Here is a 15,835-nt window from a genome sequence, read left to right on the forward strand (position 1 = left end):
TGCGAACGAGCCATTTTTGGTGGGTAAGACTCCGGATTTAAGGGGCCTAGCCGAATATCCAATGAAGGTCCTTACTCAGTCTAAAAAAGAAGCTGCCCTATTGGAAATATCCAATCGACAGCTTCTAATCGCCACCAGCTACTAACTGTATTTGTCAGCACAACCGGCAGTTTTATTCACCCTTCCGGGGAAGATCCTGGATGGCGCTTCGCAATATGGAACAGGAATCGTCGAATTTCTGTTGCTCCTCCTCTGTCAAATTGAGCTCCACCACTTCCTGGATGCCGCCTTCTCCGATGATAGCCGGGACGCCGGCGCAAACGCCGCTTTGTCCGTACTCGCCTTCGAGAATGGCGGAAATGGCGATAATCTTATGTTCATCATTCAGAATGGAACGTACGATGTAGGCGAGCGCATTCCCTATTCCAAACTGAGTGTTGCCCTTCCGCGTGAAAATCTCCCATCCCGCATCCTTCGTTTTGCGCGCGATCTCGTTAAGGTCCACATCTTTGAAACGTTCCTTATGCTGGTCGAGGATTTGCAGTATCGGCTTCCCGCCGATCGTCACATGGGACCAGGCCACAAATTGGGACTCGCCATGCTCTCCTAGCGCATACCCGTTTACGCTGCGGGGGTCGATGGAGAAAACGTCGGACAACAGGGTTTTCAATCGCGCCGAGTCCAGCGAGGTTCCTGTGCCGATCACTTTGTGACGAGGAAGTCCGGAAGCCTCACGTACAATATAAGTCACGATATCCACCGGATTCGCGGCCACGACAAACACGCCGTCAAAACCGCTGCTCATGATCCGGGATACGATGTCCGAGGTGATTTTTTTCGCGTCCTCCAGTACATCCAGTCTCGTTTGCCCCGGCTTTGGATTGGAGCCGGCGGTCAGTACGACTACGTCGACATCCCTGCAATCCTCCAGATTACCGGCATGGACTTTTGTCCGGGTGGAAGTGAAATCCATGCAATGCGATAAATCGAGCGCCTGGGCTACCGCGCGGTCATAGGTTCGATCCACCATCATGATCTCATCGCAGATGGACTGATTGATCATCGAATATGCACAGGCCGCCCCGACGAGACCTGACCCCACGATAGTCACTTTTCTTGATTTCCTGGCCATCTTCCCGCCTCCATTATCAACCGGTTCCGATTTCTATGCTCAAAAGAATATCTTCCTAAATTATAACCGGAATCGACATACGTACTCCAATGATTTACTTTCATATTTTTTACACTTTTAAGTCTATTTCACACCAAATTGAGTTTCGTCCTACTAATCAGTTAAAATTGAAGATACTACATAAAAATGGAGGCGATAGAATGAGTCAATCGATATATAATTTCCAAGTTAATACCATCGACGGAAAAGAAACCACACTCGAGCCTTACAAAGGTCAGGTTTTGCTGATCGTCAACACGGCCAGCGCCTGCGGCCTGACCCCGCATTACAAAGGGCTGCAGCACCTATACAGCACTTATAAGGATCAGGGCCTCACCGTGCTCGGTTTTCCCTGCAACCAGTTCGCCGGGCAGGAACCCGGGACTGAGGAAGAGATTAAAAACTTCTGTGACTTGAACTATCAAGTAACCTTCCCGATGTTCAGTAAAATCGACGTGAAGGGCGAAAACGCTCATCCGTTATACAACTATTTGGTAGAAAACACCCCTGAGCCTTACCGTACAGGCGATATCGAGTGGAACTTCGTCAAATTCCTCATCGACCGTCAAGGCAATATCATCAAACAGTACAGTGCCCGCACCGAGCCGGAAGCGCTGGAAGAAGACATCCGCCAGCAGTTGCAAAAAGCAGAATAACATACCGGAAACCATCATCGCGATCCCACAGATCCCATAGATCTCACAACCCTGAACAAACAAAAAATCGCTGTATTGCAAGAGAGGGTAACCATCCCCCACCACTTGCGAATACAGCGATTTTTTTAGCGTTTCAACTTCCGGTTATTAAACCAAAGCGGCACGCGGAATAACAGATTGATCAGCAGCACCACAAAAACCAGCACCGCTGCGGACTTATCCGCAATCTGACGGGCATCCTCCACGATTGCCTCGGAGTTGACATACCAAAGATGAACCGCCAACGTCTCGCCCGGCGAGAATAAATTGAAGTCCCACATCTCACCGGATGTACTAAGGCCTGCTGTCAGAATAATGACAGCCGATTCCCCAAAAGCCCGCCCGGCCACAAGACAGATGCCGGTGACGATACCATCCATCGCCACAGGCAGAACGACGGATCGGATCACCTCGAACTTCGTAGCGCCGAGCGCATACGAAGCGTTACGAAGATCGTCCGGAACCGCCCGGACGGCTTCCTCCGTTACCCGTGCCAGCATCGGCAGATTAAGAAAAGCAAGGCTTACCGCGCCGCCCAGAATCGTCAGACCGATGCCGAGGAGCTCGGCGAAGATCGCTAAGCCCAAGAGGCCGAAAACGATGGACGGAACGGAGGACAGCGACTCGACGCAGATGCGAAGCACTTCCGTAAACCGATTCTTCGGTGCATATTCGGCCATATAAATGCCGGCCCCTACCCCGATCGGGATAGAAATGATCAACGACAAGATCAGCACGTAGAAGGAATTGAACAGCATGGGGCCGATACCGCCGCCAGGATCGATTTCTTCGGGGAGCTTGGTCAGGAAAGACAGAGTAATTCCCGGTAATCCCTTCCCCAAAATCGTGAACAAAAGCCAAAAAATCAGGAGCAGTACCAGCACGCCGAGCCCGTAAAAACAAGCCGTTGCGATCCGGTCCAATCGCAAAGCGCGAATCTGTTTTCTTGATACGCTAAACCGGTTCATGATTCAGCCCCTCCCTTTTTTCCGAGGTATCGGATAACCAGAATGAGTCCGAAGGAAATGAGAAGCAGCAGGAAAGCCATCATATGCAGAGCGTAATTCCATGTCGAATCAAACTCGACGTTCGAGATTTGCATCACGATATTGCTAGTCAGCACCGATGAGGGCGTAAATAATGTTTTAGCCACCTGCGGCGTATTTCCGATCACCATAACTACGGCCATGGTTTCCCCGATGGCCCGAGTCATCCCGAGAATAACCGCTGCGACGATCCCACGGCCGGCCGCCGGCAAGACAACCCTGAAAATGACCTGAAGACGGGTTGACCCAAGCGCATAGGCGGCCTCGCGGTATTTTTTCGGGACGGCTCCGATCGCATCGTCGCTAATTCGGCTGATCGTCGGCAAAATCATGATCGTCAGCACGATGGCAGCTGCCAACAAGCCGTCCCCTAATCCTTCGCCGCTCAGTTCACGCAGGAATGGAAGCAGGACGGTTAATCCGAGATAACCGTAGACGATCGAGGGTATGCCCACGAGCAGATCCAGAACGGGCCGGATGGCCTTTTTCATCCATTTCGGCGCAATTTCAGCCATAAGAATTGCAAGACCAACGGAAATCGGAACAGCCATAATCAAAGTCAGCAAAGTTAAAGACAGCGTATTTAGAATAAACAGGGCGGCTCCGAATCGCCCCTCTTCCGGCGTCCAGTCCAGCGAGAAGAAGAACTCGGCCGGAGAAACGTCCCCGAACACAAGAATCGCTGTTCTTCCTATAAAGAAGATAACCAGTGCCAGAACGGCACAAAGAGTCAAAATGCTGAACAAAAAGTAATTTTTAAAAAGCTTGTTTAAAAAAAACGCCTTGTTAAACCGTCTGGTCCTACGGCGATTGGGCATAGGAGCCGAGTCTGCGCCCTCCAGGTTGCCGGCTTGATGAACTGGCATGCTCACGATAGTTTCCTCCCATACAGCGGCCAGCCCCGAAGTACAGGGCTGGCCGGGTTACGATAACAAGAATTATTTCATGGCGGAGATCGGAATGAATTTGAGCTTTTTCAGAGAGCTTTCCTGGAATTTTTTGCTTTGTACGTATTCGATAAATGCTTTGGTCGCCCCGGTTGGCTCACCTTTGGTCATGTAGTAACCGTAGGACCAGATTTTGTATTTGCCGTTAATGACGTTTTCTGTAGTCGCCGCAACGCCGTCATGTTTCACAGCTTTAATGTCGCTTCCGCTGATGTACGTAAGGTCGATGTAACCGATCGAATTCGGAGTCGTTGCCACAGCTGTCTTCATGTCGCCGCTGGATCCGACTTCTTTGTAGTTCTTTTCTTTTTTCACGATATCGCCGCCGCCCAGCGCTTTGGCCTGGTAATTGACGCGCGTGCCGGAACCGAAGGAACGGGTGATTACCACAATGTCCTCATCTTCTCCGCCAACGTCCTCCCAATTCGTAATTTTGCCGGAATAGATGCCCTTAAGCTGCTCGGTGGTCAAGTTATCGACTTTCACGCTTTTGTTTACGATCGTGGCAAACGGAATGACGGCGACCTTGTTGGCCACTTGGCCGTCGAATGCTTTAAATCCAGGCACATCAACGCTGGCATCCCAGTCGCATGCTCCGATATCGGCGATTCCTTTCTTTACGGCCTGCGGGCCGGTAACGGAACCTTTGCCGCTGGCAGAGATTTTAACCTTTGGATGGAGTTTTTGAAATTCCTTTCCCGCCTGCAAAGTGAGCGGCAGTAATGCTGTCGAACCATTGATGGTGATTTTACCTTTCAAAGTGTCTTTGGCCCCGGCCGTACCCGCGATCGCCGATGATAGTAATAAAGCAGACGCTACTGTGAGCAATGATAATTTTTTAAATAATTTCATGGATGATTCTCCTCCCGATTTCGGTCTATTTGGTTAATTCCATTCCTTTGCCGTCCTGTACCAGCACAACTTTGCCTTCGGAAATCAACGCGATGGCCCCAGTTTTGGAAACCGTTAATTCGGTGACATCTTTATCCGTACTGTACAGTTCGGTTTTAGCGCCCGATGAAGCCACTTCATATACATTACTGCCGTTGTCCGACGCTGCCAGCACGAACAGTTTGCCTCCCGACACCACAGCCGAGACGACATCCAAATCAGCCGCCAAATCCGTTACGTTATTTCCGTCCGCAGAAACGACCTTCAGCACGCTGTTCTGAATCACGCCATCCGGATCGGAGCTTACGTAAACGGCTCTGCCGTCCGCCAGCAGGGAAAGGTACAGCTTATTGTAACTATCCTTGGTCAACTGACGAGGCTTGGAATCTTTGGTGGCAAGGTCCAGCGAGAACACTTGAGTACCGGCGTTGGAATAGTCGATTTTAAGCGACTCCTCCGTGCCTTCTTTATCCGTTTCAGCTTTTCCCGTCACTTGTACGAAATAGATCACTTTTTTTCCATCTTCACTAACCTGTACGCCGGATTTATTCTCCACTTTATCCGCCAGCACCTCGGTCACTTTGCCTGTATCCACGCTTATGTATGCAATCTTCTCCTGTTTGTCCCCTTGGATAAAATAAATGCTCTTCCCGTCCTTGGACCAGAACAGGTCCGTCTTAACCGAAGTATCTTTACCGAGCTGCTTCACCAGCCCGCTAACCGTATTCAGCAAATAAAGTCCGCCGCTCTCACTCGTAAAGGCAGCCTGGGATCCATCCGGGGATACTACCGCTCCGACCGCATTTTCATTTGAAGAAAAGACTTCATATCGGCCACCCGAATCCAGCTTGATCAATTGCGGCACTTCTCCATCCTCTTTCGCGGCAATCACGTTCCCTGCGGCATCAAAAAACGGCAGATCAAATTGTCCGGACAAGCGGCCTACACTAAGAAGTCCCTTCGAAGGCAGCAGTTCTCCGCCCAACGCTTCAACTACAGACGACAGTTCGACGTAAACCGTTCCGCCAATTTGTTGCGGGGCCGTTCCGAATTGCCCGGTTTCTCCGTTTACACTGTAATCCTTGGAGCCGATTTTAAGGCTTAATTCGTACTGTTGGGATGCATCCTTGATAACCAAACTGCCTCCGCTAAGCTTGATACCGGCGCCCAAAGCGTTTGCCAGATCCCGTAGCGAGTAAAGCGTTGTTTTCCCGGATGTCACTGCTTTAACGGAGACTTGAGTACCATCGACGGTAAGTTTAACGGTTGCTGTTTTGCTTTGGGCAGCTGTTGCTTTGGTCCCCGCATTCCCGGCTTTTGTACTGACGGCGGCTCCCGCGGTACCGACTGCCGTGGCTGAGGCCAATAGAGCCGTTGTTAGAACCATACCGAGCATTTTACTGTTTTTCATTCAGTTCACCCTTTTTTTATGATTTTGTGTCCGGGTCCCGCAAAGTACGAGATCTGCAGTCGAGAATTTATGTTACTTTGTGGGGTGATGAATAGGTATATTGTGCTATGCCTTGATTGTCGTACAGAATTGTTAATTCAATTCTCCGGGATTGTAATACTTTGTAAAATATTTAAAAAAATCATCTCTTTCATTTACATTTAGCGTGCTTAAGCATATATTAATAGTGAGTACTCACTCATTTTTATGAACACAACTTAGGAGGCTGCTAAATGTCTCATAATGAATCAGTTATTCAAGCGACCCATGTCGGTAAACGTTTCGGAAAGAAAATGGTTTTGAATGATATTTCGCTCGAAGTCCGGCCGGCCGAGACGTTCGGTTTGCTGGGCCCTTCGGGGTCCGGTAAAACCACGCTAGTCAAGCTGCTGACAGGGATTGATACCGTCAGTTCCGGCGAGGTCCGCATATTCGGGACGGTCATGCCCAAGCTGAGCATGCTTCGTCAAATCGGATATATGGCGCAATCCGATGCGCTTTACACCGAGCTAAGCGCTCTCGAGAATCTCGAGTTTTTTGCGGCTCTTTACGGAATGAAAGGTCCTCGGCGCAAAATCAGGATCAGAGAAGTCATGGAGATCGTCGCCCTTGGCGATGATTTGCACAAAAGAGTGGATCAATATTCAGGAGGTATGAAACGAAGATTGTCGCTGGCGATCGCTTTGCTGCATGAGCCTCCGCTGCTCGTCCTCGACGAGCCGACCGTCGGCATCGATCCTCTGCTGCGGCAGTCGATCTGGAGCGAGTTAAAGGCCTTGAATGCCAAAGGCACCACGATTCTCATGACTACGCATGTAATGGACGAAGCGGAGAAATGCGACCGCCTCGGCATGATCCGAAACGGCGCTCTTCTCGCTGCCGATACACCGTCCGCCCTCATCTCGCAGGCCGGCAAACAAACAATCGAAGAAGCATTTATTTACTACGGAGGTGGAGAGTCATGAAAATTTGGGCAATCATGTTACGCATTCTTCGTCAATTTCGCCGTGATAAACGGACGCTGGCCCTCATTTTCATTGCTCCACTCGTAGTATTGACCTTAATGCACCTGGTATTTAACGGGAAAGATTATGAACCGAACCTGGGTATCGTCCAGATCCCCGCCCCTTTAGTCACAAGCCTGGAAAAACAGGGAGCCACGATTTTTACTTATGAGGACAAGGAGAGAGCAGATCAGGCACTCGACGAACGAAAGATAGATGCGATAATCACCCAGTCAGGAAACGGGCTGGACGTTAAGCTGGAAGGAAGCGAACCGACTGTAAACAAATCCGTACTAATGCTTTTGCAAAAGGTGTCAAGAGAGCGTCAGCCGGATGTGAACGGAGCGGCAGATAAGATGAATGTTTCCTATCTTCATGGATCGGAAGATATGACGAGCATCGACCAGTTCGGACCGATCTTGATCGGATTTTTCGTATTCTTCTTCGTCTTTCTTATCGCCGGGGTGTCCTTCCTGCGCGAACGTACAACCGGAACACTAGAGAGACTCCTCTCGACACCGATCAAGCGCTGGGAGCTGGTGGTCGGATATGTCGGCGGCTTCGGCATCTTCACGGTATTTCAGGCACTCCTGATCTCATGGTTCTGTATCCAAGTGCTCGGGATCCTCATGGCCGGTTCCTTTGCCTTCGTCTTGCTGCTGACACTGCTTTTGTCGATGACCGCTTTAACCCTCGGGACATTGCTGTCTGCGTTTGCCAACAACGAGCTTCAGATGATTCAGTTTATTCCGCTCATTATTGTTCCTCAGCTCTTCTTATCGGGTCTTTTCCCGTTGGAAACTCTTCCGGAATGGCTGCAGCAGCTAAAAATTGTTATGCCGCTAACCTACGGGACCGAGGCGCTCAGTGAGGTAATGATTCGGGGCAAGGGATGGGATACGATTGCAGGGAACATATTCGTTCTGATCGGTTTCTCGCTTGTGTTCATGCTGCTGAATGTGCTCGCCTTGCGCAAACACCGCAAGATTTGAATAGATCCCTCCCCCTTATGTTAATATGAGGTAACAATAGTCATTTCCAGGAGGAATCAAGTTATGCCGCAGCAGGAACCCGTGGAGCCCGTCGATCAGTGGATCCAGGAAATCGTTAAAATGAGCGACGAAAAAATGACCGAAAAGCAGCTCAGAATCGTGCAAGCCGCCGTGGAGGTATTTGCCGAGAAGGGATACGCCTCTTCCTCCACCAGTGAAATTGCCCAGAAAGCGGGAGTGGCTGAGGGAACGATTTTCCGGCATTACAAGACGAAAAAGGAGCTTCTGATCTCCATCGTTTCCCCCATGATGAGCAAGCTGCTTGCCCCCTTTGTCTTGAACGAATTTAAAGAGGTGCTGGAGACCGACTACCCTACGCTGGAGGACTTCCTGTACGCTGTGGCGGTCAATCGGATGAATTTTGCCCGTAAGCACCTCAAAATCATCAAAATTATGCTCCAGGAAATTCCGTTTCAGCCCATGCTCCAGAAAGAATTCAAGCAGCATATCGGAACCAGGGTATTCAAGCGCTTCACGGAAATTATTGAACATTTCAAAGCTAAGGGAGAGGTCGTCGACCTGCCTACCCCTGCCTTGCTTCGTTTTGCCTCGACGGCCATGATCGGTTTGTTTGTTACCCATTTCCTGGTGATGCCGGAAGCTCCTTGGGATGAGGAACAGGAAATCCGTCATACGATCACACTGATCATGAACGGCATGGCCGCGAAATAATATAAAAAGGCGTGACTTAAGGAGAATTTTCCTTCGGCCACGCTTTTTGACTTTTTGTTCATTAAATGGGGCGATAGATTCATGTCCAAATCCCCTCTTTTCGCGTATAATCGGAATATCTTGCCTTTTGGAGGTTCAATAACCAGTCATGAATTCCCGCAGAAACGAACCGTTTCGTTATACGATCAACCCGCCGATGACTTGTTGGATCGAGATTAAATCCATTGATCTCAAACCGGTCAATAGCAAACTGGCTGAGGCTGAACTGATTGATATCAGCAAGTCAGGCTGCCGGATACAGACCGGCCTTAATCTTCATGCCGCAGAGCATTCGATCGGTGCCGCGGTCCATTTTCAACTGAGTGAAGAGAGCTACACTTTTCCCGGAGAAATTCGCTGGCAGAACCCTCATGGGCCCGAGTCGTTTCACTATGGCTTATCCTTGCAGCTGACGGTAGAGGAGAAGGAAAAAATTAATGTCGAATTGCGGGCATTAGCTGCCGCAAGGCGAATCGTAGTCATGTAGTGGGCGATTGACGAATTCGGACGGAGAACGGAATACTTGATCTTTTTACTCCGTATGATATAATATTTAAGTCGCTTATGCGGGTGTAGTTCAATGGTAGAACGCCAGCTTCCCAAGCTTGAGGCGAGGGTTCGATTCCCTTCACCCGCTCCATATTACATAACATCAACCCTTTGGATTCCAAAGGGTTTTTCTATATTTATATCTCGAAAGGAGTTGTTTAACCAAATGCCGCTTTGGCTAATTTATGCGTTATTATCCGCCGTGTCCGCCGCACTGGTAGCGATTTTCGGTAAAATCGGATTGCAGCACATCGATGCCAACGCCGCCACGGCCATCCGGGCCGTCATCATGGCGCTATTCCTGCTTGGTGTAGTTGCCGTGCAAGGCAAGTTTACGCAGCTGGCGGACATCATGGCGCAGAAAAAGGCGCTCTCGTTTATCTTCTTGAGCGGTATTGCCGGCGCATTATCCTGGTTGTTTTATTTTCTCGCGCTGAAGTACGGAAAAGTATCCCAGGTCGGCCCGATCGACAAACTGAGCGTAGTCATCGCCGTGATCCTGGCCTTCGTGTTCCTCGGCGAGAAGATTTCCTGGACCGCCGCAGCCGGCGTCGTCCTGATCGCGGCCGGAGCGCTGCTCGTCGCGATCAAATAGCGGGTACGGCGGAGGAGGATACTCGCGCTCCGGCGCGAGACTCCGCTCAGCCTTTTCCGTGGTGCACGGTTGGCCTTGCTACGACGAACCCCTTGGAGGGGTCCTCACCCCCAGAGACGAAAAAAGCCGGTTCGCAATGAACCGGCTCTTGACTACGTCCCAGGAGGTGTACTCGCGCTCCGGCGCGAGACTCCGCTCAGCCTTTTCCGTGGTGCACGGTTGGCCTCGCTCCGACGAACCCCATAAGGGGTTCTCATCCCATGGGACGAAAAAAACTCTCCAAAAGGAGAGCTTTTAACTTTACGTCCCAGGAGGGATTCGAACCCCCGACCGACGGCTTAGAAGGCCGTTGCTCTATCCAGCTGAGCTACTGGGACATATAGTATGTAAAAAAAGGATGCGTTAATTATTATAACGCATCCTTTGGCTTTTTCAAAGAGGATTATTTTGACGATTTTTAACATCGTCTGGAAGAAAGCGACGAACAGGTTGGTGTTTAACACTGTGTCCTGGCATATATGGCTAAATGGCGTTTGGAATTCAGATGCGATCAATGGTAGGAGATTTAACGGACATGGTGGACCTTAAATCGGCTGATTTAGTCCATTTTGATTTCTAACGGACACAGGAGACGCTATTATCGGGAATTTTCCATGCCAAGTTACTTTTTAAGCCAATTAAGGTCTCTGATGTCCGTTAGATTGCAAAACCAACCTTTTTCCCGAGTTTAAGGTCTCTGGTGTCCGTTAGACATTCCCGGTCAGTTCTGTCTGCCAAGTAACTAACTTTGCTGATATGGTCATACATGCTGGCCGATTACTCTTATATGCCGCACCATGCCACAGTACTCTAAACCACGGTGTACCAACCGAGCCACGTAATAGTTTAATTTAGTTAATGTGAGGTAACACGTAACTAGAAAGTTCGGCTCGGATACGATCAATAGTAGAAGATTTAACGGACATGGTGGACCTTAAGTCGGCTGATTTGGTCCATTTGGATTTCTAACGGACACAGGAGACGCTATTACCGAGAATTTTCCATGCCAAGTTACTTTTTGAGCCAATTAAGGTCTCTGATGTCCGTTAGATTGCAAAACCACCCTTTTTCCCGAGTTTAAGGTCCCTGGTGTCCGTTAGACATTTCCGGCCCGTTCTGCCTGGCCAAGTAACTAAGATTTCTGATATGGTCACAGATGCTGGCCGATTACTCCTCCATGCGACGCACGCCAAGCACGCCATGCAATACCACACCGTACCATGCATTCCGAGCCACCCAAGCCACTCCACTCCACGTAATGGTTAGGTTATTACGCCTTGCGACCCAGCTCCTCTTGCAAACGGGAGGCGATGCCGTCGTGCGCAAGGAGTCGCTGCAGGAATTGTTCCCGCTGGGTCTCCGGGGCGGGCCAGCCGGATTCGCAGAAATCCTCTTCGGCAACCACAGCGGTGGCTTGATGCATGCTGTTGTCAAACCAGTCGGTTTCGAGATCGGCATCGCTCCGGATCATGCGAATGATCTCGTATTCGTTTTTTCCGCCCCCGCCCCGGTCCCCGCCGCCTTCCCCGGAAGACCGCGCGATGTACACAAACAAATCCGGATCTCCCACAGCCCCCGGCCTCACCTGGATTTCCGCGCAGGAGACTCCGTCATATTCCGTAATTCTTCTGAACGTTGCATCTTTAATATAATACATTTGCAGTGACGCCCCCCTTCCCTATACCTTTTCGTGCTCGTGCTCGTGCTCGTGCTCGTGCTCCTGTTCCTGCTCCTGCTCCTGCTCCTGCTCCTGCTCCTGTTCCTGCCCTACTCCTACCCCGGCCCCCATCATTATCTGTATGTGTTAATCCGAATCAAAACCAAGTGAGCTGCGCAATTGCTCGCGTGTCTCTTCCGTTCCAAGCCGGTAAATTTGCCGATATAGTTCATTAATATTGCTTTGGTAGTTGGCGTTGACATCTTCCTCCGGTGTATCGGGCCAAGGAAAGGTGTACGCGATAAAGCCGCTCGTTTCTTTTTCATCAATTTGCTCCAACATATGACTTATCATGTCAGCTTCTTCCGGTGTCGCGCGGATCACCCATTCATAGGGTGCCGCCCCTTGTTCCTCCAGTAATGAACGCCCCTGAAGCGATACATAGTAAGTGTTTTTTTCCACGTCCATCCCTCCTAACCCGGGGAATAATCCCCTTTTTACTCATAGTTTTCCGTAAAGGACAGACATTTTATGCCTCTGCCAGGCATAATTTGATATTACTTTTCACCGGAACGACGAAGAGAATGGAAGCCGTCTTAGAGAGGAGAAACCAGCATGTGCGGAATTACCGGATTTATCGAATGGAATCGAGATTTGACGACAGAATCGAACCTGGTGCAGTCAATGACATCCTGTCTTGAAAAGAGAGGCCCGGACGCCCAGGGAACCTGGATTTCCGGGCCCTGCGCGTTCGGACACCGCCGCCTGAGCGTCATGGATCCCGAAAACGGGGCCCAGCCCATGATCATTCAGGAGGAGGGGGCGACATATACAATTGTATATAACGGAGAAATCTACAACGCCCCCGAATTGAAAGATGAACTTCGCAGAAGGGGCCGTACATTCCGGACCCATTGCGATACGGAGGTACTGCTTCAGGCTTATATCGAATGGGGACCGGATTGCGTCTATCGGTTGAATGGCATATTTGCGTTCGCGGTTTGGGACAGCACGCGGGAGCATGTGTTTTTTGCGAGGGACCGGCTGGGAGTCAAGCCGCTCTTTTACAGTGAAATCAACGAAACCTTGATCTTTGCCTCGGAGCCGAAGTCCATCCTTCAGCATCCCAAGATGGAGGCGGTGATCGGACCAGAAGGATTGGCGGAAATTTTCGTTGTCGGTCCTGCGCGGACACCCGGGCATGGGATTTATCGAAACATGCACGAGCTGCGTCCAGGGCATGTTATGATCTTCAGCCGCGCCGGACTCCGATCCTATGCTTATTGGAAGCTTGAGGCGGAACCCCACGCGGATTCCGTCGACGAGACCGCCGCCAATATCCGAACCTTGCTGCAGGACACTATGGAACGTCAGCTGTTATCGGATGTTCCGGTATGCACGCTGCTGTCCGGAGGTCTCGATTCCAGCGCACTGACTGCATTGGCCGTCGACTATTACCGGCGGACCGGTCAGGGGCAGGTGCATACGTATTCGGTGGATTACGTGGATAACGATAAATATTTTCAGGCTCACAGCTATCAGCCGGGAGCCGATGCACCATGGATCAAGCGCATGGTGGAGGAACTCGGCACGGAGCATCACTGGATCTCCTTCGATACGCCCGAGCTGATCGGCGCATTGCCGGATTCAACTCTAGCCCGCGATCTCCCCGGAATGGCGGATGTGGACGCCTCACTGCTGCTCTTTTGCCGGGAGATCAAAAAGGGCGCGACCGTAGCCATCTCCGGGGAAGCAGCGGACGAAGTATTTGGCGGCTATCCCTGGTTTCACCGCGAAGAGCTGCTGAGCTCCGGCACGTTCCCCTGGTCCGTGGCTACCGACCTCCGGGCCGGTCTCCTGTCTCCGGAAATCCGTGACTGGATTGCGCCAGAACGGTATGTTGCGGACAGGTACAGCCAAGCGGTGGCCGAGGTCCCTCATCTGGAAGGAGAAACGCCGGAGCAGGCCCGGATGAGAACGATGTCGTATCTGAATATCACCAGATTCATGCCGACCCTGCTTGACCGGAAGGACCGGATGAGCATGGCCGCCGGGCTCGAAGTCCGGGTTCCGTTCTGCGACCATCGTCTGGTCCAATACGTCTGGAATGTGCCTTGGGAGATCAAATCGACCGGAGACCGTGAGAAAGGCATTCTTCGCAAAGCATTGGAAGGTATCCTGCCGGACGATGTTCTGTACCGCAAAAAGAGCCCCTACCCCAAAACCCACAATCCGGCTTACCTTGATGTGGTCCGGGGGCAAGTGCTCGCCATTCTCGACGATCCGTCCTCGCCGATTCTTCCGCTTGTCGATGCAGCCCGGGTCCGCGAGATTGCGGCATCCCCCGAATCATCGACACATCTGCCCTGGTTCGGCCAGCTGATGTCCGGTCCGCAGCTTTTCGCATATCTGGCTCAAGTCAATCATTGGCTAAAGACCTACCGCGTGGCGATCCGATAACCGGACCTGAAATACAAAAAGAAACCTTGGCTAGCCTCAAAAAGAGAGGAAAGCCAAGGTTCTATAAATTTATTCTCGCGCCGACGCATTCAGCTTGTCGGCCAGTTCCCGCAGCGCCGCGCCGCGGTGGCTGACCGCCTGTTTTTCTTCCAGTGTAAGCTCGGCGAGCGTCTTCTCGTAAGCCGGCATATAGAACAGCGGGTCATAGCCGAACCCCCCGCCTCCTGCCGGTTCCGAGGTAATCCAGCCTTCAACCGTACCGGTGGCATCGGTAAATTCTCCCGTCGCCGGATCGTACAGGGCGAGATGACATACGAACCGGGCCGTGCTCAGCAGCGGCTGTTCCGTATCTTCTCCCTGCTGCAGCTTCTCAAGCTCCCTCAGCAGCTTCAGGTTGTTGTCCTCGTCCGAGGCTCCCTCTCCCGCATAACGGGCGGAGTAAACGCCCGGATCTCCGTTCAGTTTATCAACGCACAGACCGGAATCATCTGCAAGTACGGGCTGGCCCAGCAGATCGCCGGCGGTTTTGGCCTTTTTACGGGCGTTCTCTTCAAAAGTCTTGCCATCCTCCACGATCTCCGGAACCTCCGGGTAATCGTACATGCTTTTGACGGGTTTGCCGAGAAATTCAAGCGCATGGGCAAACTCGCGCACTTTTCCTTGATTACGGGTAGCGACAATGATTACTGACTCGTCAGCCATTATACGTTAGCCCCCGTTTCGCCGCCCCGGATCTTAAGCGCAATCGGTCCCAAGACTTCACGCTGCTGCTGTATCATTTCCTGAATTCCTTTTTCCGCAAGAGCAAGCAATCCGTCCAGCTCCTGTCTCGAAAAAGGTTTTTCTTCTCCGGTTCCTTGAACCTCGACGAATTGGCTTTGGCCGGTCATCACGACATTCATATCGACCTTAGCCTTGGAATCCTCCTCATAGTTCAGGTCGAGCAGCATCTGTTGACCCACCACGCCAACACTGACTGAGGCAAGATAATCAGTGATCGGAAACACGGGCAGCGAATGCTTCAGGGCAAGCTTGTTCACGGCAATGGCCAGTGCAACGAACGCTCCGGTAATCGATGTCGTCCGGGTGCCTCCATCCGCCTGCAGCACATCGCAATCGATCGTAATGGAACGCTCGCCAAGCGCCTGCAGATCAACTACCGAGCGCAGCGCGCGCCCGATAAGACGCTGAATTTCCATCGTTCTTCCGGTAAGTTTGCCGCGAGCCGACTCCCGTTGATTACGGGTTTGGGTCGCCCGGGGGAGCATGGAATACTCTGCGGTTACCCACCCTTTTCCCTGCCCCTTCATGAACATCGGAACTTTCTCTTCCACCGTGGCCGTACACATAACTTTGGTATCGCCGACCTCGATGTATACGGAGCCTTCCGCATATTTATTTATGTCCACGGTCAATTTCATCGGCCGCCGTTCGTTCGCTTCACGCCCGTTTATTCTCATCATTACTGCCTCCTACGTTTCATGCTGTCTTTATGCTTTCCCTATTCTACCAAAGTGTAGGCATAAAAGCATCATTCCATTCCTCCCCCAATCAAGGGCTTCCGGAAC

General features: G+C 51.3%; 16 protein-coding genes and 2 tRNA genes. 8 read left to right on the forward strand and 10 right to left on the reverse strand.

All coding sequences use genetic code 11. From position 1 onward, the window contains the following. Positions 1-172: 172 nt before the first annotated feature. Positions 173-1,132, reverse strand: a complete 960-nt coding sequence (locus tag NYE70_RS11125; RefSeq protein WP_341045982.1) for an L-lactate dehydrogenase — start codon at positions 1,130-1,132, stop codon at positions 173-175. 200 nt (positions 1,133-1,332) lie between these two features. Here NYE70_RS11125 and NYE70_RS11130 point away from each other — a divergent pair, with 200 nt between their 5' ends. Next, entirely contained in the window at positions 1,333-1,827 is a 495-nt protein-coding gene (locus NYE70_RS11130) for a glutathione peroxidase (RefSeq protein WP_290408382.1), read from the forward strand. A gap of 125 nt (positions 1,828-1,952) precedes the next feature. On the opposite strand, the gene pstA is transcribed toward NYE70_RS11130, so the two are convergent. From pstA to NYE70_RS11150, 4 genes are all read right to left on the reverse strand, one after another. Continuing rightward, positions 1,953-2,834, reverse strand: coding sequence for a phosphate ABC transporter permease PstA (pstA, locus tag NYE70_RS11135; protein WP_290408383.1), 882 nt, complete (start codon positions 2,832-2,834; stop codon positions 1,953-1,955). Continuing rightward, entirely contained in the window at positions 2,831-3,730 is a 900-nt protein-coding gene (gene pstC, locus NYE70_RS11140; protein WP_290408424.1) for a phosphate ABC transporter permease subunit PstC, read from the reverse strand. Before pstC ends, pstA begins: the two co-directional genes overlap by 4 nt. A 120-nt stretch (positions 3,731-3,850) precedes the next feature. Next, positions 3,851-4,711: a phosphate ABC transporter substrate-binding protein gene (locus NYE70_RS11145; RefSeq protein ID WP_290408384.1), complete on the reverse strand. Its 861-nt coding sequence runs from the start codon at positions 4,709-4,711 to the stop codon at positions 3,851-3,853. A gap of 25 nt (positions 4,712-4,736) precedes the next feature. Beyond that, positions 4,737-6,161: a stalk domain-containing protein gene (locus tag NYE70_RS11150; protein WP_341045983.1), complete on the reverse strand. Its 1,425-nt coding sequence runs from the start codon at positions 6,159-6,161 to the stop codon at positions 4,737-4,739. Positions 6,162-6,433: 272 nt separating this feature from the next. Here NYE70_RS11150 and NYE70_RS11155 point away from each other — a divergent pair, with 272 nt between their 5' ends. From NYE70_RS11155 to NYE70_RS11180, 6 genes are all read left to right on the forward strand, one after another. Then, on the forward strand, positions 6,434-7,165 hold the full coding sequence (locus NYE70_RS11155) for an ABC transporter ATP-binding protein (RefSeq protein ID WP_211023295.1): 732 nt from the start codon (positions 6,434-6,436) through the stop codon (positions 7,163-7,165). Further along, positions 7,162-8,196, forward strand: a complete 1,035-nt coding sequence (locus NYE70_RS11160) for an ABC transporter permease (protein WP_341045984.1) — start codon at positions 7,162-7,164, stop codon at positions 8,194-8,196. Before NYE70_RS11155 ends, NYE70_RS11160 begins: the two co-directional genes overlap by 4 nt. Positions 8,197-8,259: 63 nt before the next feature. After that, positions 8,260-8,928 carry a TetR/AcrR family transcriptional regulator gene (locus tag NYE70_RS11165; RefSeq protein ID WP_341045985.1) on the forward strand — a complete coding sequence of 223 codons (669 nt, stop codon included), beginning with the start codon at positions 8,260-8,262 and terminating at the stop codon, positions 8,926-8,928. Positions 8,929-9,076: 148 nt separating this feature from the next. After that, positions 9,077-9,454, forward strand: a complete 378-nt coding sequence (locus NYE70_RS11170) for a PilZ domain-containing protein (RefSeq protein ID WP_213656113.1) — start codon at positions 9,077-9,079, stop codon at positions 9,452-9,454. Between the two features lie 79 nt (positions 9,455-9,533). Then, positions 9,534-9,607, forward strand: a tRNA-Gly gene (locus NYE70_RS11175). Between the two features lie 75 nt (positions 9,608-9,682). Further along, on the forward strand, positions 9,683-10,111 hold the full coding sequence (locus tag NYE70_RS11180) for an EamA family transporter (protein WP_213656114.1): 429 nt from the start codon (positions 9,683-9,685) through the stop codon (positions 10,109-10,111). A gap of 303 nt (positions 10,112-10,414) precedes the next feature. On the opposite strand, the gene NYE70_RS11185 is transcribed toward NYE70_RS11180, so the two are convergent. From NYE70_RS11185 to NYE70_RS11195, 3 genes are all read right to left on the reverse strand, one after another. Further along, positions 10,415-10,488, reverse strand: a tRNA-Arg gene (locus tag NYE70_RS11185). A 932-nt stretch (positions 10,489-11,420) separates the two neighbouring features. Then, a complete protein-coding gene (locus tag NYE70_RS11190) occupies positions 11,421-11,807 on the reverse strand; it encodes a hypothetical protein (RefSeq protein WP_290408408.1) in 387 nt (128 codons plus the stop codon). A gap of 147 nt (positions 11,808-11,954) precedes the next feature. Next, positions 11,955-12,269, reverse strand: a complete 315-nt coding sequence (locus NYE70_RS11195; protein WP_211023305.1) for a hypothetical protein — start codon at positions 12,267-12,269, stop codon at positions 11,955-11,957. Between the two features lie 153 nt (positions 12,270-12,422). Here NYE70_RS11195 and asnB point away from each other — a divergent pair, with 153 nt between their 5' ends. Continuing rightward, entirely contained in the window at positions 12,423-14,267 is a 1,845-nt protein-coding gene (asnB, locus tag NYE70_RS11200) for an asparagine synthase (glutamine-hydrolyzing) (RefSeq protein ID WP_341045990.1), read from the forward strand. A 69-nt stretch (positions 14,268-14,336) separates the two neighbouring features. On the opposite strand, the gene NYE70_RS11205 is transcribed toward asnB, so the two are convergent. Both NYE70_RS11205 and rph read right to left on the reverse strand, forming a co-directional pair. Further along, on the reverse strand, positions 14,337-14,969 hold the full coding sequence (locus NYE70_RS11205; protein ID WP_341045991.1) for an XTP/dITP diphosphatase: 633 nt from the start codon (positions 14,967-14,969) through the stop codon (positions 14,337-14,339). Then, the gene (rph, locus tag NYE70_RS11210) at positions 14,969-15,730 is read right to left on the reverse strand and encodes a ribonuclease PH (protein WP_280520397.1); all 762 of its coding nucleotides are present in this window, start codon (positions 15,728-15,730) and stop codon (positions 14,969-14,971) included. The genes NYE70_RS11205 and rph overlap by 1 nt, the downstream gene beginning before the upstream one ends. Between the last annotated feature and the right edge of the window lie 105 nt (positions 15,731-15,835).

It is taken from the genome of Paenibacillus sp. FSL R5-0407, assembly GCF_038009185.1.
Taxonomy (GTDB): Bacteria; Bacillota; Bacilli; order Paenibacillales; family Paenibacillaceae; genus Fontibacillus; species Fontibacillus vini.

Bases quoted from the DNA above. Each gene is read 5' to 3' on its own strand.
- NYE70_RS11165 (WP_341045985.1), top strand. From the start codon at position 8,260: ATGCCGCAGCAGGAACCCGTGGAGCCCGTCGATCAGTGGATCCAGGAA.
- NYE70_RS11150 (WP_341045983.1), bottom strand. From the start codon at position 6,161: ATGAAAAACAGTAAAATGCTCGGTATGGTTCTAACAACGGCTCTATTG.
- NYE70_RS11155 (WP_211023295.1), top strand. From the start codon at position 6,434: ATGTCTCATAATGAATCAGTTATTCAAGCGACCCATGTCGGTAAACGT.
- NYE70_RS11145 (WP_290408384.1), bottom strand. From the start codon at position 4,711: ATGAAATTATTTAAAAAATTATCATTGCTCACAGTAGCGTCTGCTTTA.
- NYE70_RS11190 (WP_290408408.1), bottom strand. From the start codon at position 11,807: ATGTATTATATTAAAGATGCAACGTTCAGAAGAATTACGGAATATGAC.
- NYE70_RS11130 (WP_290408382.1), top strand. From the start codon at position 1,333: ATGAGTCAATCGATATATAATTTCCAAGTTAATACCATCGACGGAAAA.
- NYE70_RS11125 (WP_341045982.1), bottom strand. From the start codon at position 1,132: ATGGCCAGGAAATCAAGAAAAGTGACTATCGTGGGGTCAGGTCTCGTC.
- pstC (WP_290408424.1), bottom strand. From the start codon at position 3,730: ATGCCCAATCGCCGTAGGACCAGACGGTTTAACAAGGCGTTTTTTTTA.
- NYE70_RS11180 (WP_213656114.1), top strand. From the start codon at position 9,683: ATGCCGCTTTGGCTAATTTATGCGTTATTATCCGCCGTGTCCGCCGCA.
- NYE70_RS11205 (WP_341045991.1), bottom strand. From the start codon at position 14,969: ATGGCTGACGAGTCAGTAATCATTGTCGCTACCCGTAATCAAGGAAAA.
- NYE70_RS11160 (WP_341045984.1), top strand. From the start codon at position 7,162: ATGAAAATTTGGGCAATCATGTTACGCATTCTTCGTCAATTTCGCCGT.
- pstA (WP_290408383.1), bottom strand. From the start codon at position 2,834: ATGAACCGGTTTAGCGTATCAAGAAAACAGATTCGCGCTTTGCGATTG.
- rph (WP_280520397.1), bottom strand. From the start codon at position 15,730: ATGATGAGAATAAACGGGCGTGAAGCGAACGAACGGCGGCCGATGAAA.
- asnB (WP_341045990.1), top strand. From the start codon at position 12,423: ATGTGCGGAATTACCGGATTTATCGAATGGAATCGAGATTTGACGACA.
- NYE70_RS11170 (WP_213656113.1), top strand. From the start codon at position 9,077: ATGAATTCCCGCAGAAACGAACCGTTTCGTTATACGATCAACCCGCCG.